Source organism: Micromonospora ureilytica, assembly GCF_015751765.1.
In the GTDB taxonomy this organism is placed as follows: domain Bacteria; phylum Actinomycetota; class Actinomycetes; order Mycobacteriales; family Micromonosporaceae; genus Micromonospora; species Micromonospora ureilytica.
Genome location: NZ_JADOTX010000001.1, coordinates 2,817,925 through 2,844,586, shown reverse-complemented (window position 1 = coordinate 2,844,586; position 26,662 = coordinate 2,817,925). Strand labels below are relative to the sequence as shown.

The 26,662-nt window shown below is 69.2% G+C and carries 22 protein-coding genes; 13 read left to right on the top strand and 9 right to left on the bottom strand.

Annotated elements, in window-relative coordinates; genetic code table 11:
- The first annotated feature begins 169 nt into the window (after window positions 1–169).
- The 5 genes from IW248_RS12685 (at window position 170) to IW248_RS12665 (ending at window position 6,423) form a co-directional block, all read left to right on the top strand.
- The gene (locus IW248_RS12685; protein ID WP_196927154.1) at window positions 170–1,087 is read left to right on the top strand and encodes a dihydrodipicolinate synthase family protein; all 918 of its coding nucleotides are present in this window, start codon (window positions 170–172) and stop codon (window positions 1,085–1,087) included.
- A gap of 180 nt (window positions 1,088–1,267) precedes the next feature.
- The gene (locus tag IW248_RS12680) at window positions 1,268–3,313 is read left to right on the top strand and encodes a M6 family metalloprotease domain-containing protein (protein ID WP_307787919.1); all 2,046 of its coding nucleotides are present in this window, start codon (window positions 1,268–1,270) and stop codon (window positions 3,311–3,313) included.
- A gap of 85 nt (window positions 3,314–3,398) precedes the next feature.
- Entirely contained in the window at window positions 3,399–3,833 is a 435-nt protein-coding gene (locus IW248_RS12675) for a hypothetical protein (RefSeq protein WP_196927153.1), read from the top strand.
- Entirely contained in the window at window positions 3,830–4,411 is a 582-nt protein-coding gene (locus tag IW248_RS12670; RefSeq protein ID WP_196927152.1) for a TlpA family protein disulfide reductase, read from the top strand. The genes IW248_RS12675 and IW248_RS12670 overlap by 4 nt, the downstream gene beginning before the upstream one ends.
- A 116-nt stretch (window positions 4,412–4,527) precedes the next feature.
- On the top strand, window positions 4,528–6,423 hold the full coding sequence (locus IW248_RS12665; RefSeq protein WP_196927151.1) for a CocE/NonD family hydrolase: 1,896 nt from the start codon (window positions 4,528–4,530) through the stop codon (window positions 6,421–6,423).
- A gap of 66 nt (window positions 6,424–6,489) precedes the next feature.
- On the opposite strand, the gene IW248_RS12660 is transcribed toward IW248_RS12665, so the two are convergent.
- Entirely contained in the window at window positions 6,490–7,734 is a 1,245-nt protein-coding gene (locus IW248_RS12660; protein WP_196927150.1) for a PQQ-dependent sugar dehydrogenase, read from the bottom strand.
- A gap of 360 nt (window positions 7,735–8,094) precedes the next feature.
- A complete protein-coding gene (locus IW248_RS12655) occupies window positions 8,095–8,757 on the bottom strand; it encodes an O-methyltransferase (protein WP_231396290.1) in 663 nt (220 codons plus the stop codon).
- Window positions 8,758–8,832: 75 nt separating this feature from the next.
- Here IW248_RS12655 and IW248_RS12650 point away from each other — a divergent pair, with 75 nt between their 5' ends.
- The gene (locus tag IW248_RS12650) at window positions 8,833–9,456 is read left to right on the top strand and encodes a TetR/AcrR family transcriptional regulator (protein ID WP_196927149.1); all 624 of its coding nucleotides are present in this window, start codon (window positions 8,833–8,835) and stop codon (window positions 9,454–9,456) included.
- 82 nt (window positions 9,457–9,538) lie between these two features.
- Window positions 9,539–10,774 (top strand): low temperature requirement protein A, encoded by a 1,236-nt coding sequence (locus IW248_RS12645; protein ID WP_196927148.1) that lies wholly within the window; start codon window positions 9,539–9,541, stop codon window positions 10,772–10,774.
- A 27-nt stretch (window positions 10,775–10,801) separates the two neighbouring features.
- On the opposite strand, the gene IW248_RS12640 is transcribed toward IW248_RS12645, so the two are convergent.
- A complete protein-coding gene (locus IW248_RS12640) occupies window positions 10,802–11,413 on the bottom strand; it encodes a TetR/AcrR family transcriptional regulator (protein ID WP_196927147.1) in 612 nt (203 codons plus the stop codon).
- Window positions 11,414–11,571: 158 nt separating this feature from the next.
- Between IW248_RS12640 and IW248_RS12635 the strand changes: the two genes are divergently transcribed.
- Entirely contained in the window at window positions 11,572–12,132 is a 561-nt protein-coding gene (locus IW248_RS12635; protein WP_196927146.1) for a hypothetical protein, read from the top strand.
- 1 nt (window position 12,133) lies between these two features.
- The gene (locus IW248_RS12630) at window positions 12,134–13,555 is read left to right on the top strand and encodes a dihydrolipoyl dehydrogenase family protein (RefSeq protein WP_196927145.1); all 1,422 of its coding nucleotides are present in this window, start codon (window positions 12,134–12,136) and stop codon (window positions 13,553–13,555) included.
- Between the two features lie 164 nt (window positions 13,556–13,719).
- Here IW248_RS12630 and IW248_RS12625 read toward each other — a convergent pair whose 3' ends face one another.
- Window positions 13,720–14,625: an oxidoreductase gene (locus tag IW248_RS12625; protein WP_196927144.1), complete on the bottom strand. Its 906-nt coding sequence runs from the start codon at window positions 14,623–14,625 to the stop codon at window positions 13,720–13,722.
- A 132-nt stretch (window positions 14,626–14,757) separates the two neighbouring features.
- Here IW248_RS12625 and IW248_RS12620 point away from each other — a divergent pair, with 132 nt between their 5' ends.
- Window positions 14,758–15,684: a helix-turn-helix transcriptional regulator gene (locus IW248_RS12620; RefSeq protein WP_196927143.1), complete on the top strand. Its 927-nt coding sequence runs from the start codon at window positions 14,758–14,760 to the stop codon at window positions 15,682–15,684.
- A 25-nt stretch (window positions 15,685–15,709) separates the two neighbouring features.
- Here the strand turns inward: IW248_RS12620 and IW248_RS12615 are convergent, their stop codons facing one another.
- The 5 genes from IW248_RS12615 to IW248_RS12595 all read right to left on the bottom strand — a co-directional run bounded on the left by IW248_RS12615 (window position 15,710) and on the right by IW248_RS12595 (window position 23,335).
- Window positions 15,710–17,128, bottom strand: a complete 1,419-nt coding sequence (locus IW248_RS12615; RefSeq protein ID WP_196927142.1) for a xylulokinase — start codon at window positions 17,126–17,128, stop codon at window positions 15,710–15,712.
- Window positions 17,129–17,242: 114 nt separating this feature from the next.
- Window positions 17,243–19,417, bottom strand: a complete 2,175-nt coding sequence (locus tag IW248_RS12610) for a HelD family protein (protein WP_196927141.1) — start codon at window positions 19,415–19,417, stop codon at window positions 17,243–17,245.
- Between the two features lie 261 nt (window positions 19,418–19,678).
- Entirely contained in the window at window positions 19,679–20,233 is a 555-nt protein-coding gene (locus tag IW248_RS12605; RefSeq protein WP_196927140.1) for a hypothetical protein, read from the bottom strand.
- A gap of 129 nt (window positions 20,234–20,362) precedes the next feature.
- The gene (locus IW248_RS12600) at window positions 20,363–22,210 is read right to left on the bottom strand and encodes a glycoside hydrolase family 15 protein (RefSeq protein WP_196927139.1); all 1,848 of its coding nucleotides are present in this window, start codon (window positions 22,208–22,210) and stop codon (window positions 20,363–20,365) included.
- A gap of 120 nt (window positions 22,211–22,330) precedes the next feature.
- On the bottom strand, window positions 22,331–23,335 hold the full coding sequence (locus tag IW248_RS12595; RefSeq protein WP_124821082.1) for a LacI family DNA-binding transcriptional regulator: 1,005 nt from the start codon (window positions 23,333–23,335) through the stop codon (window positions 22,331–22,333).
- Window positions 23,336–23,475: 140 nt separating this feature from the next.
- On the opposite strand from IW248_RS12595, the gene IW248_RS12590 reads away from it, so the two are divergent.
- Genes IW248_RS12590 through IW248_RS12580 form a run of 3 tightly spaced genes read left to right on the top strand, consistent with a single transcriptional unit; the run spans window position 23,476 to window position 26,641 of the window.
- Window positions 23,476–24,783, top strand: coding sequence for an ABC transporter substrate-binding protein (locus tag IW248_RS12590; RefSeq protein WP_196927138.1), 1,308 nt, complete (start codon window positions 23,476–23,478; stop codon window positions 24,781–24,783).
- The gene (locus IW248_RS12585; RefSeq protein ID WP_196927137.1) at window positions 24,780–25,778 is read left to right on the top strand and encodes a carbohydrate ABC transporter permease; all 999 of its coding nucleotides are present in this window, start codon (window positions 24,780–24,782) and stop codon (window positions 25,776–25,778) included. The genes IW248_RS12590 and IW248_RS12585 overlap by 4 nt, the downstream gene beginning before the upstream one ends.
- Before the next feature lie 2 nt (window positions 25,779–25,780).
- On the top strand, window positions 25,781–26,641 hold the full coding sequence (locus IW248_RS12580; RefSeq protein ID WP_231396289.1) for a carbohydrate ABC transporter permease: 861 nt from the start codon (window positions 25,781–25,783) through the stop codon (window positions 26,639–26,641).
- Window positions 26,642–26,662 lie beyond the last annotated feature (21 nt).

The following is a 26,662-nucleotide window of genomic DNA, read 5'->3' as shown; positions in this document are numbered from 1 at the left end:
TCGCGCAAGGTCCACTGTCGAAGTCACGACATAAAGACGGGCGGCGTCGCGACGGTTCCGGCATCTGTCCGAAGACCGGGGGCGACAGACATTCCTAGGGTTCCGGTACGGACCGCGCCAGCGTCGGCGTGCACGGGTGCGGGTGGGATGACGGGCGGGGGATTGTCGAGTGGGAGCTGGTAGGCCCTGGCGGGGCGTGCTGGTCGCCATCACCACGCCGTTCCGCGCCGACCTGTCGGTCGACTTCGACCAGCTCCAGGAACACGTCAGTTGGCTCGCCGCCGAGGGGTGCCACGGGGTCGCACCGTGCGTGTCGATGGGGGAGTACCGCGCCCTCTCCGACGACGAGCGGGCCGCCGTGGTGAGGGCGACGGTGGAGGCCGCGCCGTCCGGCTGCGCGGTGGTGCCCGGCGTCGGCGGCTACGGCAGCAGGCAGGCCCGCCGCTGGGCGGAGCAGGCCGCCGAGGCCGGCGCCCACGGCGTGCTCGCGCGGCCACCCGACGGACCCGCCGCCCGCGCCGCCGACGTGGTCGCCCACTACCGGGAGGTGGCGGCGGTCGGCCTGCCGGTGGTCGCCCACAACGAACCGTACGACACCCGGTTGGATCTCACGCCGGACCTGCTGGCGACCGTCGCCGAGATCGACGGGATCGTCGCGGTCAAGGAGGTCACCGGCGACGTACGCAGGTTGCATCGCCTGCGGGACCTCTGCCCGCACGTCGACGTGCTGGTCGGCGCCGACGACGTGGTGCTCGAACTTGTGCTGTGCGGCGCCGCGGGATGGGTCGCTACCCTGCCCAACGCGCTGCCCCGCCAGGCCGTGCGCTTGTACGAGCTGTGCGTCGCCCGCGATCTGGGCCGGGCGCTGCCGCTCTACGCCGAGCTGCACCCGATCTTCGGCTGGGCCTCCCGGCCGGAAGCCGTGCAGGCCGTCAAGCTCGCCATGGAGTGCGCCGGGCGGTTCGGCGGGCGGTGCCGTCCACCGTGCGGACCCCTGTCCGGGCCTACCGCCGACCAGGTGCGCCGGGACGTGCTGCGGGCCCTCGCGGCAACGGCCGAACCGGCTTCCGAGGTCGGCCCTGGCTGATCGCCGGTGGGCGCCGGTCCTTCAGGTGTCGGAAGTCGCCGGCCCACCTGCCGACATCTGCACGGTGACCGGCACCGGCCCGTACTCCTAGATTTCGCTGCGCGGCCTGCTGACCGGTGTTCCTCGTTACCCCCCACCGGGACGCCGGCGCCGCGTTTTCCTCCGACGAGAGGTGGTTCCGTGCACCGTGTTACCCCCCATCGAACCCGGCTGAGGCGGGCCGTGCTGGCCGCAGCCGTGGTGACCACGCTCGTGGCGACCGGGGCGGCGCAGGCCGCCGCGGCCCCGGCCAACCCGGCCGGCGGCGCCGCGCCGTTCCAGGTCGTCGACCCGCAGGTCTGGCAGAACCCGGACACGATGACCTGGAACGACTTCAAGGCCGTGCCTGGCAGGAACTGGGCCGACCCGAGCGTCTCGGGCTCGGTCCGCAACTTCAAGATCGCCCTGGTGGCGCTCGACTATCCGGACGAGACGTTCGCCGTCTCCCAGCGGGCCCGCTCGACGGTCTTCGGCAACCCGCAGTCCGTCGCGACAAACATTCCTCGCGCGGACGTGCCGAAGTTCTACCAGGACTTCCTGAACACCCCGAACACCCTCAACAAGGGCCACACCCTGCACGAGTACTGGATGCAGGACTCCAACGGCCGCTACGGCGTCGACCTCGCCGGGTTCGGGCCGTACCAGATGCCGGCCAAGTCCTACCAGTACGGGCTGGACAACGGGTTCAACCCGGGTGCCTGCCCGAGCGGGGACGTGTGCGGCAAGAACATCCGCACCGACGGCCTGGGCGCCTGGCGGGCGGCCGTCGGCGAGGAGGTCGCCAACCAGTACGAGTTGGTGTTCATCCTCAGCGCCGGCCAGGACGAGTCGTCGACCTGGCAGGAGTTCGGGCAGATGATCTTCCAGAACAAGGAGGACGTGCCGGACGCCTGGGGCCCGCCGGACCCCAACCTGCCGAACTGGGCGAAGACCCGCTACGTGGACTGGACCTCGTGGAAGGCGGCGGCGACACTGTGGCCGAACGCCGGCGGCGGTTCCTCGACGCAGGGGGAGAGCTCCGGCATGGGCGTCTACGCCCACGAGCTGACCCACCTGCTGGGCATCGGCGACAACTACAACAACCCGTACGGCGAGCCGCTGCGTAGGGCGTACACCGGGATCTGGAGCATGATGTCGCGCGGGTCGTTCAACGGCCCGGGCGGTCCGCACACCCGCTGGCAGATCCCGCCGACCAACGGTGGCTCGATGGGCTCGCTGCACACCGTGCGGGACAAGCTCAAGATCGGTCTGCTCGGTGAGGAGCACGTGCTGCGGCTCTCGCGGGAGTCGCTGGCCTCCTCGGGAATGGTGGTCGCGCAGGTCACGGCCCGGGCGGTCGACGCCGGCCCGAAGGGTCTGAGCGGCGTGAACATCGCGCTGAACAAGGACCTGTCGCCGACGTGTGGTGTCACCACCGACCCGTTGTGCGACGGTGGCAGCTTCAACAACTACACGGTCGAGGTCGTCGACCGGATGGGCGCGGACTCCTTCACCCCGGACAGCGGGGTGCTGCTGAGCAAGACGAAGAACGCCGACAGCGCGCCGTTTCAGTGGGTGGTGGACGCCAACCCGCAGGACATCGACATGATCGACTTCTATCGGCCGGACGGCACCCCGCAGAAGATCACCATGGGTGACTACCGGCAGCTCTCCGACGCGCTGTTCCACGCCGGCGCCGACACCGGCAGCCAGTACGAGTACGTCGACGAGGCCAACCGGCTGCACTTCTACGTCATCGACCTCAAGCGGGACTCGGCCGGCTCGCTCTCCTACACCGTGGCGGTGCGTTCGCTGGACGGCACCGGCGGGCCGAGCAGTCACGGCGTGCTGCTGGGCAAGGGTGAGGTGACCGGCGGCGGCAAGCCGACCAACCGCGGGGTGACCTGCTCGTTCGAGTTGACCAACACCGGTTCGTACTCGGCCGGCGGGCAGCAGCACCCGGAGAACGTCAGCGCGTACCTGAAGTCGGACGTCTACCGCCTGTCGGCGGACGTGGCCGGCAAGGGCTGGCGGACCTGGCTGCCCAACCAGCTCGCCACCGCGCAGTTCGGCAAGGCCACCACGGTCACGGTGTCGGTGGGCGCCACCGCCGCCGCCGCGGACACCGGTTTCGTGAAGCTCACCGCGACCTCGGAGAGCGACCCGACGAAGACGGTGACCAAGCAATGCCGGGTCGAGAAGTCCTGACCTGCGCCCGAGGGTGACCCCGTTCCTGTCGGGTCCGCGGCGGCCTTCCGCCGCGGACCCGACAGGCGGGCGGAAGGAGAATGACGTGCGGCGAAGCATCACGACTCTGCTGCCCCTGCTGCTGGCCGGCGCGACCGGCTGCGGCGCCGTCGGCGCAGCCCAGGAGGCGGTCGATCCGATGACCGTCCGGGTCCTGGTCCGCGACATCAACATCCGGGCCGCGGGCGTGGACTGCGCCGGCACCGGTCCGTACCAGCACTTCCACAACCGGGCGCCGTTCCGCGTGCTCGACCCGGACGGGGCGGCGCTGGCCAGCGGACAGTTGTCGGCGGGGACCGCGGTGGCCGCCTTCGCCGAGGATCTGGGGGTCGAGCGCCTGCCCACCTACTGCGAATTCGCCGTCGGAGTGCGGGTGCCGCAGCGGGCCTCCTATCGGCTGGAGGTGGACGGCCGCCCTGCGCTCGACCTGACGCCGGACAGCAGCGAGGGCCCGGCACTGGTGGCGGTGGTCCCGTCATGAGACAGGCACTCCTGCCGCTGGTGCTGGCGGCGGCGCTGCTGGGTGGATGCAGCAGTACGCCCGAGCCCGAGCCCCCGCCGGCTCCCGCCGGAGGGGCGGCGGCGCTGCCCGGGCCGCTCCCCGCCGACCTGGCGTTGCGCCCGGCGCCCGGCACCGCCCCGGCCGCCCCGGCGTTCACCGGCGCGCTGACCGACGGCACACCGTTCGCCGCCGCCGAGCTGTGGGCGCAACGTCCCGTCGTGCTCACCTTCTTCAGCTCCTGGTGCACCACCTGCGCCAGCCGCCAGGCCGCCCTCAGTGAGCTTGCCCGCACCTACCGGGACCGGGTGGTCTTCGTCGGCGTGGCCGGCGCGGACCAGGCCGACGAGGTCCAGGAGTACCTACGCGCTCACCGGGTGGAGTATCCGGTCGTCCTGGACGACCAGCAGACGATCTGGCGTTCGTACGCGGTGCGGGAGCCGCCGGCCGTGGTGCTGGTGGCCAAGGGCGGCGCCCTGCTCCGCGGCTGGCCGGGTGGCCTGGACGCCCCAACCCTCGACAGGCGGCTGCGGGAGCTGGTGCTGGCCGGCCAGCCGTAGTCCCGTCGCCCAGGCACCGCGTCGAACCACACCCGGCGAAGTTCCTACACGTGCAGATGGTGGCGCAGGCCACCGGCTCGTAGCGTACGCAGCCTCGGACATATCAAGGAGATTGCATGTCTACAGTGGGAACGCGCTGGCGCAGAGGCGTGGCCGTACTGTCCGCGACAGTGCTCGCCGCCCTCGGCGCGGCGCCGCAGGCGCTGGCGGCGGACGGCCCGCCGTCGATCGTCGTCCAGGACGGGGTCACCCAGCCGGCGTTCGGCTACGCCGACGCCATTCGGGAACGCCTCTTCATCGACTCCACCTTCGACAGCGACAACGACGGTCTGCGCGACATCATCGCGTTCGACCTGATGCGGCCGGCGGCCACCGCGCAGGGGCTCAAGGCCCCCGTGGTGATGGATGCCAGCCCGTACTACTCGACGGTCTGCCGAGGCAACGAGTCCGAGTGCAAGGCGGACCTCGACGGCGACGGGCTGCTCGACAAGTGGCCGCTGTTCTACGACAACTACTTCGTGCCGCGCGGCTACGCGGTCATCCTGCTGGACATGGTCGGCACCAACAACTCCACCGGCTGCCCGACCACCAACGCCAACCAGGACAACCTGAGCGCCAAGCAGGCCATCAACTGGCTCAACGGCAGGGCCACCGCCCGCAACGCCGCCGGTGAGGTCGTCAAGGCGGACTGGCACAACGGCAAGACGGGGATGATCGGCAAGTCGTACGACGGCTCACTGGCCATGGCCACGGCGGTGACCGGCGTGAAGGGCCTGACCACTGTCGTGCCCATCAGCGGACCGACCGAGTACTACGACTACGTGCGCAGCAACGGCGTGGTCACCCGTGGCAACAGCTACGTGTCCTCGCTGGCCAACACGGTCACCAACCCCGAGCGCCGGGAGTACTGCAAGCCGGTGCGCGACGCGATAGGCGCCGCCGACGGCGACGAGCACGGCGACTACACGTCCTTCTGGAACGAGCGCAGCTACGTCAAGAAGGTCCCCAACGTCACCGCGAGCGTGCTGCTCTACCACGGCCTCAACGACGACAACGTCCGCCCGGACCACTTCAGCAAGTTCTGGTACGCCCTGGCGGAGAACAACGTGCCGCGCAAGCTGTGGCTGTCCCAGGAGGGCCACGTCGACCCGTTCGACTCGCGCCGCGCGGTGTGGGTGTCGACGCTGCACCGGTGGTTCGACTTCTGGCTGCAGAACGTCGCCAACGGCATCATGGACGAGCCGCGGGTGGACCTGGAGCGGTCCGCCGACGTGTGGGAGACCCACGCCGACTGGCCGATCCCCGGCAAGGCTGACACGGAGGTGTACCTCCAGCCCGGCACCACCGGCGCGGGTGGCCTCGGGCTGGTGCCCACCGCGAAGCCGGCGACCGGCGCGTTCCAGGACAACCGCACGCAGAGTCAGAACACGATGATCCTCAACCCGGACGTGGTGCAGCCCAACCGGCTGGCCTTCCTCTCCGCGCCACTCTCCGCGCCGCTGCACATCTCCGGCACCCCCACCGTGCAGCTGCGGGCCTCCGCCGACCAGACCGACACCAACCTCGGCGCGATCCTGGTCGACTACGGCACCGACGAGCGGGTCGCGCACCGGGCCTCCGGCGAGGGAATCATCACCCTGACCACGGAGGACTGCTGGGGCCAGAGCAGCCCGACCGACGACGGCTGCTACAAGCAGACGACGAAGCGGGTGGCCACGGCAGACTACGAGCTGGTCACCAAGGGCATCATGGACGCGCAGAACCGGCAGTCGATCCGCGTCTCCGTGCCACTGGTGCAGGGGGAGTCGTACAACTTCAGCTTCCCGCTGCTGCCGGAGGACTACGTCTTCAAGCCCGGCCACCGGATCGGCGTGATCATCGTGGCCAGCTACCCGCAGTACTCCAGCCAGGCCGACACCACCGCCGCGAACCTGCAGGTCGCGCTGAAGAGCAGCAACATCGTCCTACCTGTGGTCGGCGGGACCGCCGCCGCGCACGCCGCCGGCCTCTGACCGGCTGATCGGGGACGGCCGCCCGAAGGCGGCCGTCCCCTTGGGTGTTGCGGAGGGTGCCGAGGTTCAGCGGTTCGCCGGGCCGCCGGTGGGGGCTGGCTGGATCCGCTCGAACCGCACCTTGCTCAGCCAGCCAGGGAGGTCACTGAGCACGTACAGCTCGCCGTTCACGTCGGCGCCGAACGCCGTCGGCTGGGTGGGGAAGGTGCCGATCTCGGCGGACTCGTAGCCACCCGTGGACTTGGGACGCACGGCGAACGCGCGGGTCGAGCAGTAGTCGCTCGCGATGTAGGTCCCCCGCGCCTCCGGGGTGACGGACCCCCGGTACACCAGGCCGCCGATGATGGAGCAGTTCTCCGTCATGTAGTGGTCGTACTCGACGACCGGGTCGGTGAGCCGCACGCCCGGCCGGCACTGCGTCTCGTCGAAGACCGGGGTGCCCTCGCGACAGGACCAGCCGAGGTTCGCGCCACGCTGCGACGGGCGGACGTGGTTGATCTCCTCGATCAGGCCCTGGCCGACGTCACCGATCCACAGCGAGTTGTCGGCCGGGTCGATGGAGAACTTCCACGGGTTGCGTAGCCCGTAGACCCAGATCTCCGGCCGCGCGCCCGACGTGCGGACGAACGGGTTGTCGTAGGGCACGCAGTAGGGCTTCCCCCCACAGCTGCGGTTGACATCGATCCGCACAATCTTGCCGAGCAGGGTGCCGAGGTTCTGACCGCTCTTGAACGGGTCGTTCGCGTTGCCGCCGTCGCCGAGCGACCAGTAGAGGTAGCCATCGCGGCCGAACGCCACCTGTCCGCCGTTGTGGTTGCCGAACTCGGCGTGCTCCTGGGTGAGCAGCACCTGCACCCGATCAGGAGCGTTGAGGGACACTCGCGCCAGGGTCAGCGCGCCGGCCGGCAGGCTCGTGTACGCCACGTAGAGCATCCCGGTCCGTGCGAAGTTCGGCGCAGGCGTGATGCCGAGCAGGCCGCGCTCGTTGTCCGACGGGTCGATCCGGGCGGTGAGGTCGAGCACCGGGTCGGGCGCCAGGCCGGTGTCGGGGTGATAGGCGCGGACGGTGCCGTTCTTCTCCGCGATCAGCATCCGGCCGTCCGGGAGCCCGGTGATCGCGATCGGACGCTGCAGACCGAAAGCCACCCGTTCGGAGACCACGGTCAGCTCGGCGAGAGGCGCAGCGCGGGTGTGAGATGTGCCGGCCGCCGCAGCGCCGGTCACCGGCGCCGGTGGCAACAACAACGCGGACAGGGTCAGGATGAGCAGCCCGGCCAGCATGGTGGCCGGGCGACTTCGCCGTCGCGACATGGTGAGCTCCTCGAATAAGTGGGTGGTGGACGCGGTCTGGGAGCGTTCCCACCTTACATAGATTTAAATCTATTCCCAACTCATCCGCCATCTGCGCGGTCGACAGTGGCTTCGAAGGTCGGAGCGGCGCCATGGCGCATCGGCGTACCGCAGTCGGGCGAGCAGGCGGCAGCCGAGCCGGACGGCCGGAGCGGGACTGGAACTCGCGCCAGCGACGGTGGCGCGCGGCTCCGGGCGAAGCGGGGGTGATGCGGCCAGGTGGCCGCCGCCGTCACGGATGGGATCAGCGAGCCGACCGCACGGCGACATCGGGCGCCCTGATCGAGGTGGCACCGGAACTGATCATCGGCCAGTGTCGTTTCAGAGGCGGCAACTGATCTCCATTCCGTCCTCAACGGGAAAAGTCACGCTGTGGTATCCGTTGGCGGATTCTCGGACGTAGTCGAGATATGTCTGCAGGGAACGCAGGTTCACGTCATCGGCGACGACAAGGGTGCCCGGTGCGATGCGGGGCTCGAGCAGTCGCAACACCGGCAGACAAAGATCCTTCCAGCCGTCGAGCAGGACGAAATCCACCGGGCCTTCAAGGGTGGTGAGGGTCTGCAGGGCGTCGCCCTCGAGCACGGTGATCAGCTCATCCAGGCCGACCTCGGTGAAGGTGCGCTGCGCGGCAGCGACCTTCGTCGCACTCAACTCGGTGCTGATCACCCGGCCGGTGCCGTTGTCGCGGACGGCGGCGGCCAGATACAGGGTGGAGATCCCGAAGGAGGTGCCGAACTCGACGACGGTGGCCGGACGGACAGCCCGGACGAGGTTGTAGATCAGTTGCCCGCCGCGGGCGGAGATCGGCATGTAGACCTGCGCGGCGGCGTCGGAGTGTTCCCGGTGCGTCATCGGCGCCGCTCCGGGAGTGCGCTGCGCCTGATAACGCCTGGTCATGGCGTCGTCGTGTTCGGCTCGGCGGAACATCGCGGACAGGGCAGCGGCTACGCGGGTGTCGTGCAGCGTGTTAGTGAACGTCATGGCGCCTAGGCTAGACGCAACGTTGCGTCACGTCTAGGGCGTTGGTCTATCGTCTGCGACAGGAGGAGGGCGATGATGGGGCACGAACCAGCCAGGCCAGCAGTAAGCCGCCACCATGGCAACCGGCACGGGCGCAGCGAACGTGCCCGGCAGGCGGTGCTGGAGGCTGCCGACGACCTGGTCGCCGCGAAGGGCTTTGCGGGCGTCACCATGGAAGAAATCGCGTCCAGCGCCGGTGTCGCCAAGCAGACCGTCTACCGCTGGTGGTCGTCGAAGACGGACGTCCTCATGGACGCCTTCCTGCAAGACGCGGCCGAGCACCTGACCCCGGCCGACACTGGTGACCTGGACCGCGACCTACGCGTGCACCTGCGCCAACTGGCTGACTTTCTCAGCCACTCCGATCCCGGCGCCGTCTTCAAGGCACTGATCGGCCACGCCCAGCACGACCAGACCTTCGCAGCAGCGTTCCGCGCCCGGTTTCTCGACGAGCAGCGCCAACGGGACCGCCTACCGCTGGATCGGGCGGTGCAACGGGGCCAAATCTCCGCCGACCTCGATGTCGCGGCCGAGCTCGATCAGATGGTAGGACCAATTTTCTACCGGGTCCTGGTGACCGGAGAGTCTGTCGACGCGGATTTCACCGACCACCTGGTCGACGGATTCTTCAGCCGCCGACCCTCGACGCCACCCGCCTGACACCAGCGACCGCCCGGCTCGGGTTGACGCAACTCCTTCGGCTGCCGGCTCGTTGGTGACAGGGGGCGGACGGAGGCGGACGATGACGGCGGGGCGGGGTGCCGAGCTGCTGCGTCCTCCGACCAGTTCGGGCCGCGCGACGTTCCTGGAGCTGTTCTTCGATCTGGCCTTCGTGGTGGCCCTCACCCGGGTCTCGCAACGATTCGCCGGCTTGAGCGATGACACCGGCTGGGCGCTCGTCACCGGGTTCGGACGTACGTTGCTGCTCTTTCTGGCGCTCTGGCTGATCTGGTCGCACACCGCCTGGATCACCAGCCGCTACGAACCTGAGCAGCCGATCATTCAGGCCGTCGTGGTCGGCACCATGTTCGCCGGCCTGATCATGGCGGTGACGCTGCCCCGCGCTATGGAGGAGCGGGCGCTGCCGTTCGTGGCCGCGTACCTGATGGTGATGGTGGTGCGGCCGCTGGTGGTCGCCGCCGCGCTGCATGGCCACCCACGACGGCTGGTGCCGTTCCGGCTTGCCGTGTGGGCTTCGGCGAGCGCGCCTCTGTGGCTGGTCGGCGCGTTGGGTCCGGACCGACTTCGCCTGCCGTTGTGGGCTGCCGCCCTCGCCGTCGACTACCTCGCCTGGGGTCTGGGCTGGCCGCTGCCGTGGCTCGGGGCCTCGAAGGTGAGCCGCTGGCGGATCGCGGGGACCCACCTTGCCGACCGATACCAGCAGGTGTTTCTCATCGCGCTCGGCGAGTCGATTCTGGTCATCGGCGTGGTTTTCGGCGGCACGGACTATTCCGCCGAGCGGGCAGCCGCCTTCGCTGTCGCGTTCGCCACCAGCGCGCTGCTCTGGCGGATCTACTTCCACTGCGCCGGTCTGCTGCTGACCGACGCGTTGGATCGGGCGGTCATGCCCGGCCGCCTGGGCGCGGCGTCGGAACGGACGCATCTGCTGATCGTTCTCAGCGTGCTCGTCACGGCGGTCGGCTACGAGCTGGTGATCGATCATCCGTTCGGGCAGCCGCGGCCCAGTTGGCTTCTGTTCGTGGTGGGCGGTCCGATGCTCTTCCTCGTCGCCCGTATGCGGCTGGAGTACGAGATATTTGGCCGACTTTCCCTTTCCCGCCTGCTCGGACTGGTGGCTCTGCTGTTGGTCACGCCGGCATTGACCCGCTGGGCGCCAATGGTCGGGCTGAGCGTGGTCGCCGGAGTGTTGGCCCTTGTCGCGCTGATCGACGCGCTGCGCAGCCGGGGACGGCCGGTGGAGGTTCCCGCCCCGCCGGTCGGTCGGGAGGATTCCGACGTTCGCGACTCCGAGGCGTGAGGCGACGTGCCGAGGGCCGTTGTGGTACTAGCCGGCGGACTCGGTCGACTGGCGCTCGGCATTGATCAGAAGAAGACCTTCGACGCCGCGGAGGAAGGTCTCCGACACCAGCGCGGGGTCGAAGAGGCATCCGGCCGCCATGGCGCCGTCGCGGAGCATGACGAAATGGCGCGCGGCGGGATCCGCCGTCTCCTGGTGAACCCGCCCCATCAGCGTGCTGAGCGTGTCCAGGAACCACTGCCGGTGGGCGATGATCTCTTGGCGTACGGGATGTTCCGTGGCCGGATACTCCGCCGCGGCGTTCAGGAAGGCGCATCCACGGAACCCGGGGGACTGGATGTTCTGCGCGATGGACCCGGCAATGGCAAGGAGTGGGTCGGCGGGGGATGAGTCGTCGGTGGCGATTGCCGCGTCGACCGTGCTGCGCTCCATCTTATGGACTTCACGCAGGTAGGCGAGGATGAGGTCGTCCTTGCTGGGGAAGTGCCGGTAGAAGGTCGCCCGGGTCACCTTCGCCTCGGCGATGATCCGGTCGATGCCGACGGAGTGGATGCCCTCCGAGTAGAAGAGCCTGGTTGCCGTGTTGAGCAGCCGGAGGCGCGCTTCAGAGGGACGAGCGTCGGGTTTGCCACGCGTCATGCGGCCATCTTAGCGGACAGAACGTTCGGTCTGGGGGAGGCGAGCGGTCCTCCGCTGAGGCGGATAGAACGGTCGGTCTTGACGATGCGGGTTGCGTCTGTCATGCTCGAAAGACAGAACGATCGGTCTCTCTAACCCCTCCGCTGAAAGGGTCACCCGTGACCACCATTGCTGCTTCCCCCGGTATCTCCCAGACCGCGTCCGCGCTGCGGCGGCTGTACTTCGTCCGCTTCGCGTTCGCCATCGTCTGGGCTGGCGTGACGATCGCCACCGCCAAGGAGATCGGTCCGCTCGCGGTGGCGCTGTTCGTGCTCTACCCGTTGTTCGACGTGGGCGCCGCCATCTACGACCTTCGTTCGTCGCGGGCCACCGGCTCGCCGACCCTGCTCTATGTCAACGTCGCGGTGAGCCTGATCACGGCGGTCGGAGTGGGTGTCGCCGGGGCGTCCGGTATTCCCGCCGTCCTGCGGGTGTGGGGCGCCTGGGCGATCGTCGCCGGTCTGGTCCAGTTGATCGTGGGGGTCACCCGTCGGAAGATGGGCGGACAGTGGCCGATGATCATCAGTGGCGGCATCTCGGTTCTGGCTGGTGGGTCGTTCATCGTCGGAGCGTCCGCGGATCACCCTTCGCTGACCAACGCGGCTGGGTACGCCATTCCCGGCGCCATCTTCTTCCTCATCGCGGCCGTCCGCCTCGGCCGCGCCGCGAAGGGCAACTGACATGACCACCATCGAGTACGACGTGGTCGTGATCGGTGCCGGTCCGGTCGGGGAGAACGTTGCCGACCGGGTCGTGCGAGGTGGACTGACCGCCGCCATTGTCGAGCGGGAGTTGGTCGGTGGTGAGTGCTCGTACTGGGCCTGTATGCCGACCAAGGCGTTGCTGCGCAGTGCGTCCGCGTTGCGGGCGGCTCGCCAGCTGCCGGGCGCGCGTGAGGCAGTGACGGGAGACCTGGACGTCGCGGCGGTGCTGGGCCGGCGGGACTCCTTCGCGTCGCACTGGCAGGACGACGGGCAGGTTTCGTGGTTGGAGTCGGCTGGCATCGCGCTGCACCGCGGTCATGGGCGGATCAGTTCCGCCCGGACTGTCGAGGTGGCCGGCGTCGACGGCGTCACGACGAGGCTGACCGCGCGGCACGCGGTGGTCGTTGCCACCGGCAGCAGCGCTCTGTTGCCGGACATCCCGGGTCTACGGGAGGCGGCGCCGTGGTCCAGCCGCGAGGCCGCTTCGGCCGGGTCGGTTCCCCGCCGGCTCGCCATCATCGGTGGTGGCGTGGTGGCGGCCGAGATGGCGACAGCGTTCGCCGCTCTGGGGTCGTCGGTGACGGTGCTGGCCCGCGATGGCCTGCTGCCCTCGGCAGAGCCGTTCGCCGGTGAACTGGTCACCGAATCATTGCGCGAGGCCGGTGTCTCGGTACGCCTCGGCGCGGAGGCCGTCTCGGTCGAGCGTGACGCCAGCGGAGTCGTCCGCATCGGCACCGCCTCCGGCGAACGGATCGAAGCTGACGAGGTGCTGGTGGCCGTTGGTCGTACACCGAACACGCAGGACATCGGCCTGGACGGCATCGGGCTGGCGCCCGGTGCGTGGCTGGCGGTCGACGACACCTTGCGCGTCGTCGGCGGCGGGGAGTGGCTGTATGCCGCAGGCGACGTGAACCGGCGGGTGCTGTTGACCCATCAGGGCAAGTATCAGGCGCGGGCGGTGGGCGATGTGATCGTGGCCCGGGCGAAGGGTGCGAAGGTCGAGGACGGCCGATGGGGTCGGCACGTCGCGACGGCAGACGAGCGTGCGGTGCCGCAGGTGGTCTTCACCGACCCGGAGATCGCGTCGGTGGGCTTGACGGCGGCCGCGGCCGCGGCCGCCGGGCTGCGGATCCGGGTCGTGGACTACGACCTCGGGGCCGTCGCCGGAGCTTCCCTGCACACCGATGGCTACAAGGGACACGCTCGCATGGTCGTCGACGAGGACCGAAAGGTGATCGTCGGCTTCACCCTCGCCGGTCCGGACGTGGCGGAACTGATCCACGCCGCGACGATCGCCATCGTCGGTGAGGTCCCGCTGGACCGGCTGTGGCATGCGGTTCCGGCGTACCCGACCGTCAGCGAAGTGTGGCTGCGGCTGTTGGAGACATACGGCCGCTGACGGTGAACCGACCGCTCGTCCCGGCGCTGTCCGCGCCGGGACGAGACCCATTCGCGGTGACCAGGTGGGTGGATTCGAAGTCTTCAGCGACGATGTGCTCGAGACAGCGATCCCACGGGCATCGTCCTGCGGATTGCTGCCGGCCAGCCGGTGACCGTCGTAGGTCAGAGGTAGTTGACGCCGGTCAGGTCCGCGGCTGCCGCCCACAGTCGCGTGCCGACGGCCGGGTCGGCGGCCTCCTGGCTGAGCCGGGCCTCGGTGACTCTGCCTCGCGTCTCCCAGAGCCCGGACGGCCCGAAGAACTGGCCACCCCGTACACCGGGCTCGGTCGCAGCGCGCAGTTGCGGCAGCGCGCCCTGCGCCACCGGCTGGGTTGCCAGCAGACCGGCCGACGCGATCAGTCGCCCGAATCGGCCACGGTGTTCCCAGGCACGCGGAGTCAGGTTGGTGCGGGTGAGACCGGGGTGGGCCAGGGCGCTGACGATCGGCGTTCCGGCGGAGCGCAGGCGGCGGTCCAGTTCGATGCCGAAGATCGTGGTGGCGAGCTTGGACCGGCCGTAGGCGGTGGCTGCCCGATAGTCGTGTTCGAACATCAGGTCATTGAAGTCCAGGTGCGCGTTCTTGTGGGTGATCGAGCTGAGACTGACCACGCGGGCTTCCCGCGCCGCGGCCAGGTTGCCGAGCAGCAGGCCGGTCAGTACGAAGTGGCCCAGCATGTTGGTGGCGAGGTGCAGCTCGAATCCGTCGGCGGAGGTGCGACGTGGGCCAAGCAGCACCACGCCGGCGTTGTTGACCAGCAGGTCGATCGCCGGGTGGTCGACAGCCAGCTTCGCCGCGAAGGTCCGCACGGAGGCGAGGGAGGCCAGGTCCAGCTCGCGTACCTCGACGTCGCCACCGATGCGGCGGGCGGCCTCCTCGCCGGCGGGAGTGTGGCGAACGGCGAGCACGACGTGGGCGCCGTGGCTGGCCAGTTCGGTGGCGGTGACCAGGCCGAGGCCCGAGTTCGCGCCGGTCACGACGGCGACCCGACCGTGCTGGTCGGGGATGTGGTCGGTGGTCCATCCGGTCATCTGCTGCTCCTGGAGGTGTCGGTGCGCTGGCCCCATCGACGTTAGGAGCGATCCTGATGGGTTCAGTCGTTCTCGGTTGCCTAGGTCTGAGGGACCTACCTTCGGCGGTCCGGGCCGCTGCACACTTGCGGCATGAACAGCCTTCATCCGTACGCTCGTGAGCTCGGCGACTTCCTTCGCGCTCGGCGTAGTCGGCTGCGTCCGCACGACGTCGGCCTGGAGCCGGGCGGCCGGCGTAAGGTCACCGGGCTACGGCGCGAGGAACTGGCCCTGCTGGCCGGGCTGAGCACTGACTACTACCAGCGGATCGAACAGGGCCGGGAGGTACGCCCGTCCGACGACGTCCTGGACGCGCTTGCCGGCGCGCTCGGCCTCGACCACAAGGAACGTCGGCACCTGTTCACCCTGGCCCACGCCGCCCGCCGGTCGATGCCCGCCCGGGTGAATCGCGATCCGGAGCGGGTGCCGGAGGGCACACGGCGCCTGCTGCGGGTGATGGACACTCCTGCGGTCATACTCGGCCGGCATCTCGACCTGCTCGACTGGAACCCGATGGCGCAGGCGCTGCTCGGCGACCCGGACGCCTACCCTGCCGACCGGCTCAACATGCTCCTCCTGCTGTTCGACGACACGCTGACCGGCGAGCGTAGCTGCCCGGACTGGGAACGGCAGGCTCTGGACTACATCGGCATGATGCGCGCCGCCGTCGCCATCGACGCCACCCACCCACGCGCCGCCGCGATCGTTGGTGAGCTGAGCATCCGCAGCGCCCAGTTTCGGCGGCTGTGGGCCCAGCACGACGTACGTGAGTCGGTCAGCGGTACCAAGACCTTCCGGATTCCCGGAGTAGGCGACACTGTCCTGGACTGGGACACCTACCCCCTACCGGGAAACCCCGGACCCTTCATGCTCGTCTTCACCGCCGAGCCGGGCAGCGCCGACGCGGACCGGCTGCAGCTCCTGGCATCGATGCACGCGACCCGCTCAGCGCTCACCAACAAGCACCCCTCCCGGACGGTCTGGACCGCCGCTCGCCCCACCCCTCGCGGGACTTCATGATCGGGTGGACGCGGCGGACGTGCTGTCAGCCAGCGTGGTCGAGGACGTTGGCGCGGGCGACTGCGTACCGTCCGCGGACTGCCGGCACGGCGTCTGCGTCGTACACCTCGACCTGCCCGATCGTCCACGCCGGCGGCTGCTGCCCGCCCGACACCACCCAGGCCGCCTGGCGGGCGGCGCCGTCCGCGACGTACTCCCCGAGCGGTGGGGGAACGAGCACGGGGCAGCCGAAGACCGTGGGCGCGATCTGGCGCACCGCCTCCGAGCGGGCGCCGCCGCCGACCAGGAAGATCCGGTTGACAGTGGCGCCCTGCGCGATCATCGCGTCCAGCCCGTCGGCAAGTGAGCACAGAATGCCCTCCACCGCCGCACGGGCCAGGTGTGCGGGGGTCGAGGTCCGCAGGGTCAGGCCGTGCACGGCCCCGGTGGCGTGCGGGCGGTTCGGTGTGCGCTCGCCCTCCAGGTAGGGCACCAGGGTCAGCCCGTCGGCACCCGGTGGGGCGGACAGCGCCAGCGCGGACAGCTCCGCATGGTCCACCCGCAGCATGGTCGCGGCCGCGTCCAGCACCCGGGCGGCGTTGAGCGTGCACACCACCGGCAGGAAACGGCCTGTCGTATCGGCGAACCCGGCCACGATCCCGCTCGGGTCGACGGCCGGCACATCAGAAACGGTGGACACGATGCCGGAGGTGCCGATCGACAGGATGACGTCGCCCGACTCGGCGCCGACACCCAGCGCCGCAGCCGCGCAGTCGCCGGCGCCGGGGCCCAGCGGCGCGCCGGTGCGCAGCTGCCCGGCCCGGCCGGTCGGCCCGAGCACCTGCGGCAACAGCAGACCATCCCGACCGAACGCCAACTGGATCAGGTCCGACCGGTACGCACCGGTCGCGGCCGACCAGTAGCCGGTCCCGCTGGCGTCGCTGCGGTCGGTGCGCAGAGCATCCAGCCCCGTCGCGCCGTCCAGACGCCAGGTCAGCCAGTCGTGCGGCAGACACACTGCAGCCGTACGGGCGGCGTTCTCGGGCTCGACCGAGGCCAGCCAGCGCAGCTTGCTGACGGTGAAGCTGGCCACCGGTACCAGGCCGACCGCCTCAGCCCAGGCTCGCTGCCCGGCCTCGCCGCCGCCGAGATCCGAGATCAGGTCGTCGGCGGCGCCGGCCGAGCGGGTGTCGTTCCACAGCAAGGCGTCCCGAACCACGGCGCCTTCGGCGTCCAGGCACACCATGCCTTGCTGCTGCCCGGCGACCGAGGCGGCCGCCACGTCGTCCAAACCGCCAGCCTGCGCGACCGCGTCGGACAGCGCGGCCTCCCACGCGGCCGGCGGCACCGCGGTGCCGGGCGGGTGCGGTGCGCGGCCCTCGCGCACCAGCTTCCCGGTCTCGGCGTCGCGGATGACGACTTTGCACGACTGGGTCGACGAGTCGACCCCGGCGACGAGCGGCACCGTTCCTCCGTTGTTGACATGGTGAACCCTCCGTCCGCCGACGGAGCCGGGCAACGGGCGAGATTTGTTCAATGGCTGAATTATTTGGTGATGCCACGGCGCTGTCAAGACAACTCAGCGCGTGAGAATCAGCTGTCCGAGTTCCTGGGTGCAACGGGTGAGCGCGACGTAGAGGCCGTTCCAGCCGCGCGGTTCGGCGGCGATGCCCTGCGGGTCGATGAGGAGCGTCGCGTCCCATTCCAATCCCTTGGACTGGGTCGCGGTCAGCACCGGCACATCACTCACCACGGCGAGGAGTTCGGCGATGCGGTCCGCGGGGGCGATGACGCCGACCGTGCCGCCATGCCACCGTTGCTGCAACTGCCGCACCGCCTCAACGGCGGCACCGGCAAGCTCGGCGGGCGTGACCGTGAGTTCCCAGGGGGCGACGCCGGAGGAGCGTACCGCTCGGGGCGGCGCGTTCTGGCTGCCAGCCGCCTTCAAGACCGGTCCGGTGAGGTCCATGACCTCGCGCGGGGTCCGGTAGCAGATGGTGAGTTCCGCGGCGGTCCAGCGGTCTCCCAGAACGGCCCGCACCGCTTCTGCCCAACTCGCGTGCCGGTGCGCTGCCTCGGCCTGGTCGATGTCGCCGACCGCGGTGATGGAGCGACTGGGGCAACGCCGCAGCACCATGTGCCACTGCATTTCGGAGAGCTCTTGCGCTTCGTCGATGACCACGTGGCCATACACCCAGCCGCGCTGCCGGCGAGCGCGGTCGGCGACGAACTCGCCAGGTGGTTGCGGGGCGTCGACCTCGCCGAGCAGGTCGGCGAGTGCGTCGAGCAGAGGAATGTCGCTCGCTGCCCATGGGGCGGGCTCGGTCGCGACGGCGGTGATCTCCTCGGGGGACAGCTGCGGGGCGAACCGGGCCAGCAGGGTGCGGTCGGTCAGGAGATCACCCAGCAGGGTTGCGGGGTCGAGGGTGGGCCACCACGCCTCGATGAACCGGGCGATGGTGGCGTTCTCGGCGATACGACGACGAAGCTGCTCGGTCTCCTCGTCGGAGAGCAATCCGTCGATGTCACTGCCGGTGGACGTGCGGGTGGAGTGGTGGTCATGCCCCATGCTCCTGTCGACGCGGGCGAGGATGTCCTCGAAGCCCTCCTCCATCTCGTTGATCAGCGCCTCACGCTGCTCGGCGACGACATCGGCAAGGAGGTGGTGCAACTGCTCGGCGAAGGCCGCGCGGGCGCGGTGGTACGGGCGTCCCTGTACCGCCGAGGCGAGCGCCTGCGCCACCGTTGCGGCAGGGATGAGGTAGAACTCGCCCTCCCAGCGCAGCTTCAGCTCGCGGGCCCGGGGGAGCAGCGACGCGACGTAGTTCTCGAGCGCGGGCTGCCAGAGGGCGCGGCCCTTGATCTCGGCGAGAAGTCGGCTCTCGTCGCGACCCACGTGGACGTCGTTCAGCAGGGTGTCGCAGGTCGCCGAGACGACGGCGGTCTCACCGAGCGCGGGCAGCACCTGGGCGATGTACTGGAGGAACCGCGGCGAGGGGCCGAGCACCAGGACCGCCTGCTCGGCCATCTTTCGGTGGGTGAACAGCAGGTACGCGACGCGGTGCAGGGCAACCACGGTCTTGCCCGTCCCGGGACCGCCCTGAACGATCAGCGGGCCGGTCGCCTCAGCACGGATGATGTCGTCCTGTTCGCGTTGCAGGGTGGAGATCGCCGTCGACATGTGACCCGTGCGCCGCTGGTCGAGGGCGGCCAGTAGGGCGCCTTCGCCGACGAGTTCCGCAGTTATGGTCCCGTCCAGCGGCTCGTCATCCACGCCGACGACTGTCGATCCCGTCGTGCGTATGTGTCGGCGTCGTGCCTGACCCTGTGGGTCGACAGCCGTCGCGGTGTAGAACGGTCGAGCCGCCGGAGCGCGCCAGTCCACAAGCAGTGGCTCGCTGCCCTCGGCGTCGTCGCGGAGACCGACACGGCCCACGTGTCGCACGGTGCCGTCAAGGCCGTCGAGGCGGCCGAAGACCAGCCCTTCCCCTGCTCGCACCAACTCGTCGTGCTGCTGGCGGAGCATGCGCTGCCGGGCTTGCTCCAACGCGTCCAGGGCCTCTGACGAAAGCTCGGCCTGTAGGCGGTCGGTCAGCCTGTCGCGCCGTGCCGTGGCCAGGTCCAGAAACGCCTGCTCCTCGGCGACGGCGGATCGGAGCGCGACGCTCTCGGTGGTAGAGGTCGGCAGTTGGCCGTCCGGTGTTACGTCATGGACGCCGGCGGTGCTGTTGCTCAAATCAGATTTCCGGCGCATTCGCGAATCCTTGTATCGGGGTAACCCTCGGCCCGGATGAGCCGCAGCGCATTCGGCGGCAAGCATAGGGTCGATGTCCCTCAACGACCAGGAAATCCGGCGGCAGAGATCGGCGTCTCAATGCCTTGCAGTTCCGGGGTTGCTTGTGGCCTCACCGATCTCGATTCGCTTATTGACAGTCCAGTCCTTATCTGATCTGCGGGTGCTTTCCGACCACCGACGAGGGGCGCACCGCGGTTGCGAAGCCCGGCCCCGCTCACGTCAGCTCAGCGTGAAGGTCGCGTCGTCGACGTCGAAGGCCGTGGCGCCGTTGCCGGCCGTCTCGCTGGCGACGAAGCTGACCGTCGCGGTGCGCACGGTCGTCGCCGTCCCGGTCGACATGCTGTATTGCCGCCACTGCGCCCCGCCGTCGAAGGCCAGCGAGAACCTCGTCTTCGGGGGTATCCCGGTGACCGCCATTCCGACGTTCAGGTAGTCGCCGCGGCTGGTCTCCGTGGTGGTGGTCCGCACCCAGAAGCGGACCGTCAGGTCGCAGTTGGCTGGCACGGTGACGGTGGTGCGCAGCAGGTCGCCACGCGTCACGTCCAGCCCGGCGAAGGCGGCGTACGCGTGGCCGGTGTGTGCCGGCCGGGTCGCGTCGCCGAACACGACGATGCGGGGGCCGGCGGTCCAGCCGGTGGTGCCGTGCTCGAATCCCGGATTGGCGTGGATCTGTCCGGCGCAGGGCGCGTCGGCTGCTGGCTGGCCGTGGGATACGCCGCCCGTGGCCAGGAGCAGCAGGGCCGCGGCCGAGGCGGTCGTGACGAAGACCTTCATTGGTTCCCCCCGCGTCAATACATTGGAGATGGTCGATACGTATTGACGATGCGCGCTGCACGTGGGCGCGTCAAGCCCTTCCCGCCGTCGGCTCCGCACACGACGGCGGCTGACCCGAGCGTGCCCGCGTCACCGGCGGCGGCGGGCGTCGGCCTCGGTGTCGAGCAGGTCGTTGAGCGTCAGCGCGGAGTTGATCAAGGAGAGGTGGCTGAACGCCTGGGGATAGTTGCCGATCTGCTCGCCGGTCGCGGCGATCTCCTCGGCATAGAGGCCGAGGTGGTTGCTGAAGGTGAACATCTTCTCGAACGTGAGTCGGGCGTCGTCGAGGCGGCCGGAACGGGCCAGCGCCTCGACGTACCAGAAGGTGCACATGTTGAAGGTGCCCTCGTGGCCGGGGAGACCGTCGGGGGAGTGGACCGGGTCGTACCGGTGGACCAGGCTGTCGGAGACCAGTTCGCGCTCGATCGCCTGCAAGGTCGACTGCCACAGCGGGTCGCTCGGCGTGACGAAACCGACTGCCGGCATGGCGAGCAGCGCCGCGTCCAGCACGGTCTCGTCGTACGCCTGCACGAAGGTGCCGCGGGCCCGGTCGTATCCGCGGGCCATGACCTGGTCGTAGATGCGGTTGCGTTGTTCGGTCCAGCAGGTCATGTCCCCGGGGCGGCCGGTGCGGGTGGCCAGCCGGATGGCCCGGTCCAGCGCGACCCAGGACATCACCCGGCCGAAGGTGTAGTTGCGGGGGTGGTGGCGGCTCTCCCAGATGCCCGCGTCGGGCTGGTCCCAGTTGTGACAGAGCCAGTCGACGAGCCGGACGGTGCTCTTCCACACCTGGTGCGAGACGCGGATGCCCTGCTCGTCGGCGAGGTGCATGGCGTAGAGCGCCTCACCGTGGATGTCGAGCTGGAGCTGGTCGGCGGCGCCGTTGCCGATCCGCACCGGCCGCGAGCCGCGGTAGCCCTCCAGATGGTCCAGCACCTCCTCGTGCAGGTCGGAGGAGCCGTCCACCCGGTACATGATCTTCAGTGGGTCCTGGTGGTCGCCGGCCTCGCGGATGCGCTCGTCCAACCAGTTCATGTACCGGCTGACCTCCTCGGTGAAGCCGAGGCCGAGCAGCGCGTGCACCGAGAACGACGTGTCGCGCACCCAGGTGTAGCGGTAGTCCCAGTTGCGAGTTCCGCCGACCAGTTCGGGCAGCGCGGCGGTGGGCGCGGCGATCATCGCGCCGGTGGGCGCGTACGTCATGAGTTTCAGCGTGATGGCGGAGCGTTCGACCATTTCCCGCCAACGGCCGGTGTAGCGGGAGCGTTCGAGCCAGCGCCGCCAGTAGTCCCGGGTCCACTCGAACATGGCCTGGATCTCTTCCGGCGGAATGATGCGCGGTTCGCTACCGGCCGTCTCCAGGACCACCCCGCCGGTGTCGCCTTCGTTCAGCGTGCCGTACGCGACCAGGTCGCCGCCCTCGAGGTGGATGTCACCCTGTTCGGAGATCAACCGCCGCACCGGGTCGACAGGGTTGAACGTCAGCGTCGCCGACCGGCTGCGGAAGACGTAGCCGTTGCGGTGACGCTCCAGCTGATGCTCTTCGCGGGCGTAGTCGAACCGTGGCCGGCACTCCACCCGGAAGCGCATGCTGCCTCGGACCATGGTGACGATGCGGACCAGGCGGTGGGCGTCGGTGACCTGCTCGCCGGTGACCGGCATGAAGTCCATCACCTCGGCCACACCGTCGGCGCTGATGAACCGGGTGATCAAAATGGGTGTGCCGGGAAGGTAGAGCTGCTTGGTCACGTACCGCACGTCGTGCGGCGCGATCTGGAAGTAGCCGCCCTTCTCCTTGTCCAGCAGCGCGGCGAAGATGCTCGGCGAGTCGAACCGCGGCGCGCAGAACCAGTCGATCGTCCCGTCACACGTCACCAGCGCGGCGGTCTGCAGGTCGCCGATGAGTCCGTGATCCTCGATCGCCGGATAGCTGTCCACGTCTCTCCCCGGTTCGGCTGCGTCCTGCGCATCGAACCTAGGGGGATAATTCTCGACTTAGGTGAGATTCACGTTCCGCCACCCTGTCGCGTGCCCCGCGTGCCCCCGTGCCCCGGGACGTCAGTCGAGTGGGCGGCAGGAGGAGCGGATGACCAGTTCGGTGGGTAGCCGGATGTGGGTGTCGCGTTCGACGCCGGCGATCAGGTCGACGAGCAGGCGTAACGCCTCGGCGCCCATCCGCTGCAGCGGTTGCATGATGGTCGTCAGCGGCGGGTTGACCAGCGCCGACTCCGGTACGTTGTCGAAGCCGATCACCGACAGGTCGTCGGGCACCGAGAGGCCCATGTCGCGGGCCACGGTCATCGTGGAGATCGCCGAGAGGTCGTTACCCGCGAAGATCGCGCTCGGCCGGTCGGCGAGGGCGAGAAGCTCCGCGGCCGTGCCGGCGGCGCTCTCGATCCGGAACCCGCCGACGCGGACGAGCCGCTCGTCCACCGGCACGCCGGCGTCGGCCATCGCACTGCGGAAGCCGGCCTCGCGCAGCTGCGCCGACTTCAGGTCGGTGCGTCCGCTGATGTGCCCGATCCGCCGGTGGCCGAGCGACAGCAGGTAGTTGGTGGCCAGCACGGCGCCGGCGAAGTTGTCCGAATCGACGGTGGGCAGGTCGGACGGCCCGGTGTGGGGGTCGACGGCCACGACGTGGAAGCTGTGTTCGGTCTCGACCACGGTCGGCGTGACGATCACGGCACCGTCGATGAGAGTGCCGGAGAGACGGGCGAGTGAACGCCGCTCCCACCCTACGGCGGCGCCCTCGCCGTCCCCGCTGGAGTAGGCCAGCAGCTGGTACCCGCTGCCCGCGACCTCCTGGGACGCCCCCTTGAGCAGTTCGGTCGAGAACGGCTCGAACTCGGCGACCAGGATGCCCAGCACGTTGGTGCGGTGGCTGCGCAGGCTCTGCGCCCCCAGGCTCGCCTCGTAGCCGAGCTCGTGGATGACTCGCTGGACACGCTCCACGGTTGCCTGGGCCACGCCGTACCGCCCATTGACAACCTTCGATACGGTCGCAACCGAGACGCCGGCGGTACGTGCCACATCCGACATCTTGACGCGCTGCTGAAACACCACGTCGATGATGATAGGGCCGCCGTCGGGGGTGCGTCGTCACCGACTCGAAAACGTTATCGATACCGATTGACATCAAGTTACATGACTGTAAAACTTCGCCGCAGGCCGAGTACCGCGACTGACTAGTCGAGGAGACATCGATGGCAACGAAGCAGCGTAGAAGTGCCGTCCTGGCACTGTTAATGACAGGTGTTCTCGTGGTCGCCGGGTGTAGCGGCGGCGGCGAAGAGGCGGCCCCTCAGAGCGAGCTGTACAAGGACCCGGTGACCCTGACGTGGTGGCACAACGCCTCACAGGACGGGCCCGGCAAGACCTACTGGGAGAAGGTCGCCAAGGACTTCTCCGCACTCCACTCCACCGTCAAGATCGAGATTGAGGCGATCGAGACCAACCAGCTCCAGCGCACCCGGCTCCCCGCCGCGCTGCTGAGCAGCGACCCGCCGGACATCTTCCAGGCCTGGGGCGGCGGCGAGATGACCGAGCAGGTGGAGGCCGACTACCTCAAGGACATCACCGACCAGACCAAGACCGAGGTCGGCAACATCGGCAGCGCCGCGGAGATCTGGCAGGTCAAGGGCAAGCAGTACGGCCTGCCGTACCGGATGGGCATCGAAGGCATCTGGTACAACAAGGACATGTTCGCTGCGGCGGGCATCGCGGCGCCTCCGACCACCTTCGAGGAGCTCAACGCCGCGGTCACCAAGCTCAAGGCGACGAATGTCATTCCAATCGCCGTGGGCGCCGGTGACAAGTGGCCGGCCGCGCACTGGTGGTACAACATGGCGCTGCGCGCCTGCTCGGTCGACGCCCTCAAGAAGGCCTCCGCGGAGAAGAACTTCGACGATCCGTGCTTCGTGAAGGCCGGTCAGGACCTCAAGTCCTTCATCGACACCAAGCCGTTCCAGCCCAACTTCATCGCCACGCCGGGCCAGAACGACCCGACCAGCGCCAACGGCATGCTCGCCAACGGCAAGGCCGCGATGGAGCTCATGGGTGACTGGAACCGCGGCACGCTGGACACCGTCACCACGGACAAGGCGAAGCTCGCGTCGTTCCTCGGCTGGTTCCCCGTGCCGGCGATCGCCGGTTCGCCGGGTGACCCGAAGGCGGCTCTCGGCGGTGGCGACGGGTTCTCCTGTGCCAAGAACGCCCCGGCCGAGTGCGTCGAGTTCCTCAAGTACCTCGTGAGCCCCGAGGTGCAGAAGGGCTACGCCGAGACCGGCACTGGCCTGCCTGTCGCCAAGGGCGCCGAGGCCGGCGTGAAGGATCCTGCGCTGAAGTCCATCCTGGACGCCACCACCGGGGCGAGCTACGTCCAGCTCTGGCTGGACACGGCCTACGGCAGCACGGTCGGCAACGCGATGAACGACGCGATCGTCGCCATCTTCGCCGGCAACGGGACGCCTGAGAAGGTCGTCTCGGCGATGAAGGCGGCCGCAAGCAAGTGACCTCCGCCAACCAGATCCGTATGCCCGCCGGCGGCGCTTCCGCGTCGCCGGCGGGCCACCACAAGGCCGGGCGCGACTCCGCCCGCCGAGCCGACACCCGCCGCAAGTGGTACGAGATCATCGGGCTCACCACGCCGGCCGTCGTCATCTACGTGATGTTCGTGCTGGTGCCGATGGGCTTCGCGGTCTACTACAGCCTGTTCCGGTGGCGCGGTGTCGGGCCTCCCACCGAGTTCGTCGGTCTCCGGAACTACACCCTCGCCTTCCAGGATCCGATCTTCCTTGACGCGTTGCGCAACAACGCCATCATCGTGTTCGGGTCGCTGCTGATCCAGGGGCCGATCGCCCTGGGCGTCGCCCTGCTGCTCAACCGTCGCTTCCGTGGGCGGGCCGTGTTCCGCCTGCTGGTGTTCGTGCCCTATGTGCTCGCCGAGGTCACCGTCGGCATCATGTGGAAGCTGCTGCTGACCGGTGACGGCACGGTCGACGCGCTGCTGCGGTCCCTGGGAATGGGCGGCTTCGTGCAGGCCTGGCTCGCGGACCTGGATGTGGTCATCTGGACCCTGCTGGCGGTCCTCACCTGGAAGTACGTCGGCTTCGCCATCATCCTTCTCCTCGCCGGGCTGTCCAACGTGCCCGACGAGCTGATCGAGGCCGCGGCCATCGACGGTGCGAGCTGGTGGCAGATCCAACGACATGTCACGATCCCGCTGCTCGGCCCGACGATCCGGATCTGGATGTTCCTGTCCATGATCGGCTCACTGCAGATCTTCGACATGATCTGGGTGACCTCGGTGCCCGCGGTCCGGTCCCTCGGCGCATCGGCCACCATGGCGACCTACATGGTGGACAACGGGTTCTTCGCCCGGCTCTGGGGCTACGGCAACGCCGTGGCGGTCATCCTGTTCGCCATCTCCTTCGTGGCGGCGCTGCTGTTCCAGCGGTTCCTGCTTCGCCGCGACATCCAGGGCGCCATCACCGGAAGGGCGAAGTGACGATGGCCGTGAACTCCGTTCTCCCCCCGTCCACCGGGCGCCGTCAGGTCTCCTGGGGCACCCCGCTCACCTACGCGCTCGCCCTCGCGATCGCAGCCGTGTCGATCGCCCCGGTCGTCTACGTGGTCATCGGCGGTTTCCGCACCACCCCGCAGATCGTCGCCGACCCGGCCGGCCTGCCCGACCCGTTCGTCTGGGACAACTACGCCAGGGTGCTGACCCAGAGCAACTTCTGGCAACAGGCGTTCAACAGCGCGGTCATCGCCCTCGGCACCACGCTCGCCGTCGTCGTCCTCGGGATGGCCGCCGCGTTCGTGCTCGCCCGCTACACGTTCCGCGGGCGGGAAGGGCTCTACACCTTCTTCACACTCGGTCTGCTGTTTCCGGCCGGGGCGGCGATCCTGCCGCTCTACCTCATGCTGCGCGACCTGAACCTGATCAACTCCTACTACGCGGTGATCCTCCCGCAGGTCGCCTTCTCACTACCACTGACGATCGTGATCCTGCGTCCCTTCCTGTCGGCCATCCCGAGGGAGTTGGAGGACGCCGCCGCCATCGACGGGGCGAGTCGGCTCGGTTTCCTCTGGCGGATCGCGATGCCGCTGTCGCGGCCCGCGCTCGTCACTGTTGGCGTCCTGGCGTTCGTGGCGAGCTGGAACTCGTTCCTGCTGCCGCTGCTCGTCCTCAGCGACGTCGGCCTGCACACCCTGCCGCTGGGCGTGCAGAACTTCTCCAGCCAGTACACCACCGACACGGCAGGTGTACTCGCCTTCACCTCGCTGGCGATGCTGCCGGCACTGCTCTTCTTCACGCTCGCGGAAAAGCAGATCGTCGGCGGCCTGCAGGGCGCGGTCAAGGGCTGAGCGGCAGCGGTACGAGCACAA

What these genes read in the sequence shown, in the direction of transcription:
- IW248_RS12670 (WP_196927152.1), top strand. Translation starts at nt 3,830, where the DNA reads ATGAGACAGGCACTCCTGCCGCTGGTGCTGGCGGCGGCGCTGCTGGGT.
- IW248_RS12665 (WP_196927151.1), top strand. Translation starts at nt 4,528, where the DNA reads ATGTCTACAGTGGGAACGCGCTGGCGCAGAGGCGTGGCCGTACTGTCC.
- IW248_RS12660 (WP_196927150.1), bottom strand. Translation starts at nt 7,734, where the DNA reads ATGTCGCGACGGCGAAGTCGCCCGGCCACCATGCTGGCCGGGCTGCTC.
- IW248_RS12655 (WP_231396290.1), bottom strand. Translation starts at nt 8,757, where the DNA reads ATGACGTTCACTAACACGCTGCACGACACCCGCGTAGCCGCTGCCCTG.
- IW248_RS12650 (WP_196927149.1), top strand. Translation starts at nt 8,833, where the DNA reads ATGGGGCACGAACCAGCCAGGCCAGCAGTAAGCCGCCACCATGGCAAC.
- IW248_RS12645 (WP_196927148.1), top strand. Translation starts at nt 9,539, where the DNA reads ATGACGGCGGGGCGGGGTGCCGAGCTGCTGCGTCCTCCGACCAGTTCG.
- IW248_RS12640 (WP_196927147.1), bottom strand. Translation starts at nt 11,413, where the DNA reads ATGACGCGTGGCAAACCCGACGCTCGTCCCTCTGAAGCGCGCCTCCGG.
- IW248_RS12630 (WP_196927145.1), top strand. Translation starts at nt 12,134, where the DNA reads ATGACCACCATCGAGTACGACGTGGTCGTGATCGGTGCCGGTCCGGTC.
- IW248_RS12625 (WP_196927144.1), bottom strand. Translation starts at nt 14,625, where the DNA reads ATGACCGGATGGACCACCGACCACATCCCCGACCAGCACGGTCGGGTC.
- IW248_RS12620 (WP_196927143.1), top strand. Translation starts at nt 14,758, where the DNA reads ATGAACAGCCTTCATCCGTACGCTCGTGAGCTCGGCGACTTCCTTCGC.
- IW248_RS12610 (WP_196927141.1), bottom strand. Translation starts at nt 19,417, where the DNA reads ATGCGCCGGAAATCTGATTTGAGCAACAGCACCGCCGGCGTCCATGAC.
- IW248_RS12605 (WP_196927140.1), bottom strand. Translation starts at nt 20,233, where the DNA reads ATGAAGGTCTTCGTCACGACCGCCTCGGCCGCGGCCCTGCTGCTCCTG.
- IW248_RS12590 (WP_196927138.1), top strand. Translation starts at nt 23,476, where the DNA reads ATGGCAACGAAGCAGCGTAGAAGTGCCGTCCTGGCACTGTTAATGACA.
- IW248_RS12580 (WP_231396289.1), top strand. Translation starts at nt 25,781, where the DNA reads ATGGCCGTGAACTCCGTTCTCCCCCCGTCCACCGGGCGCCGTCAGGTC.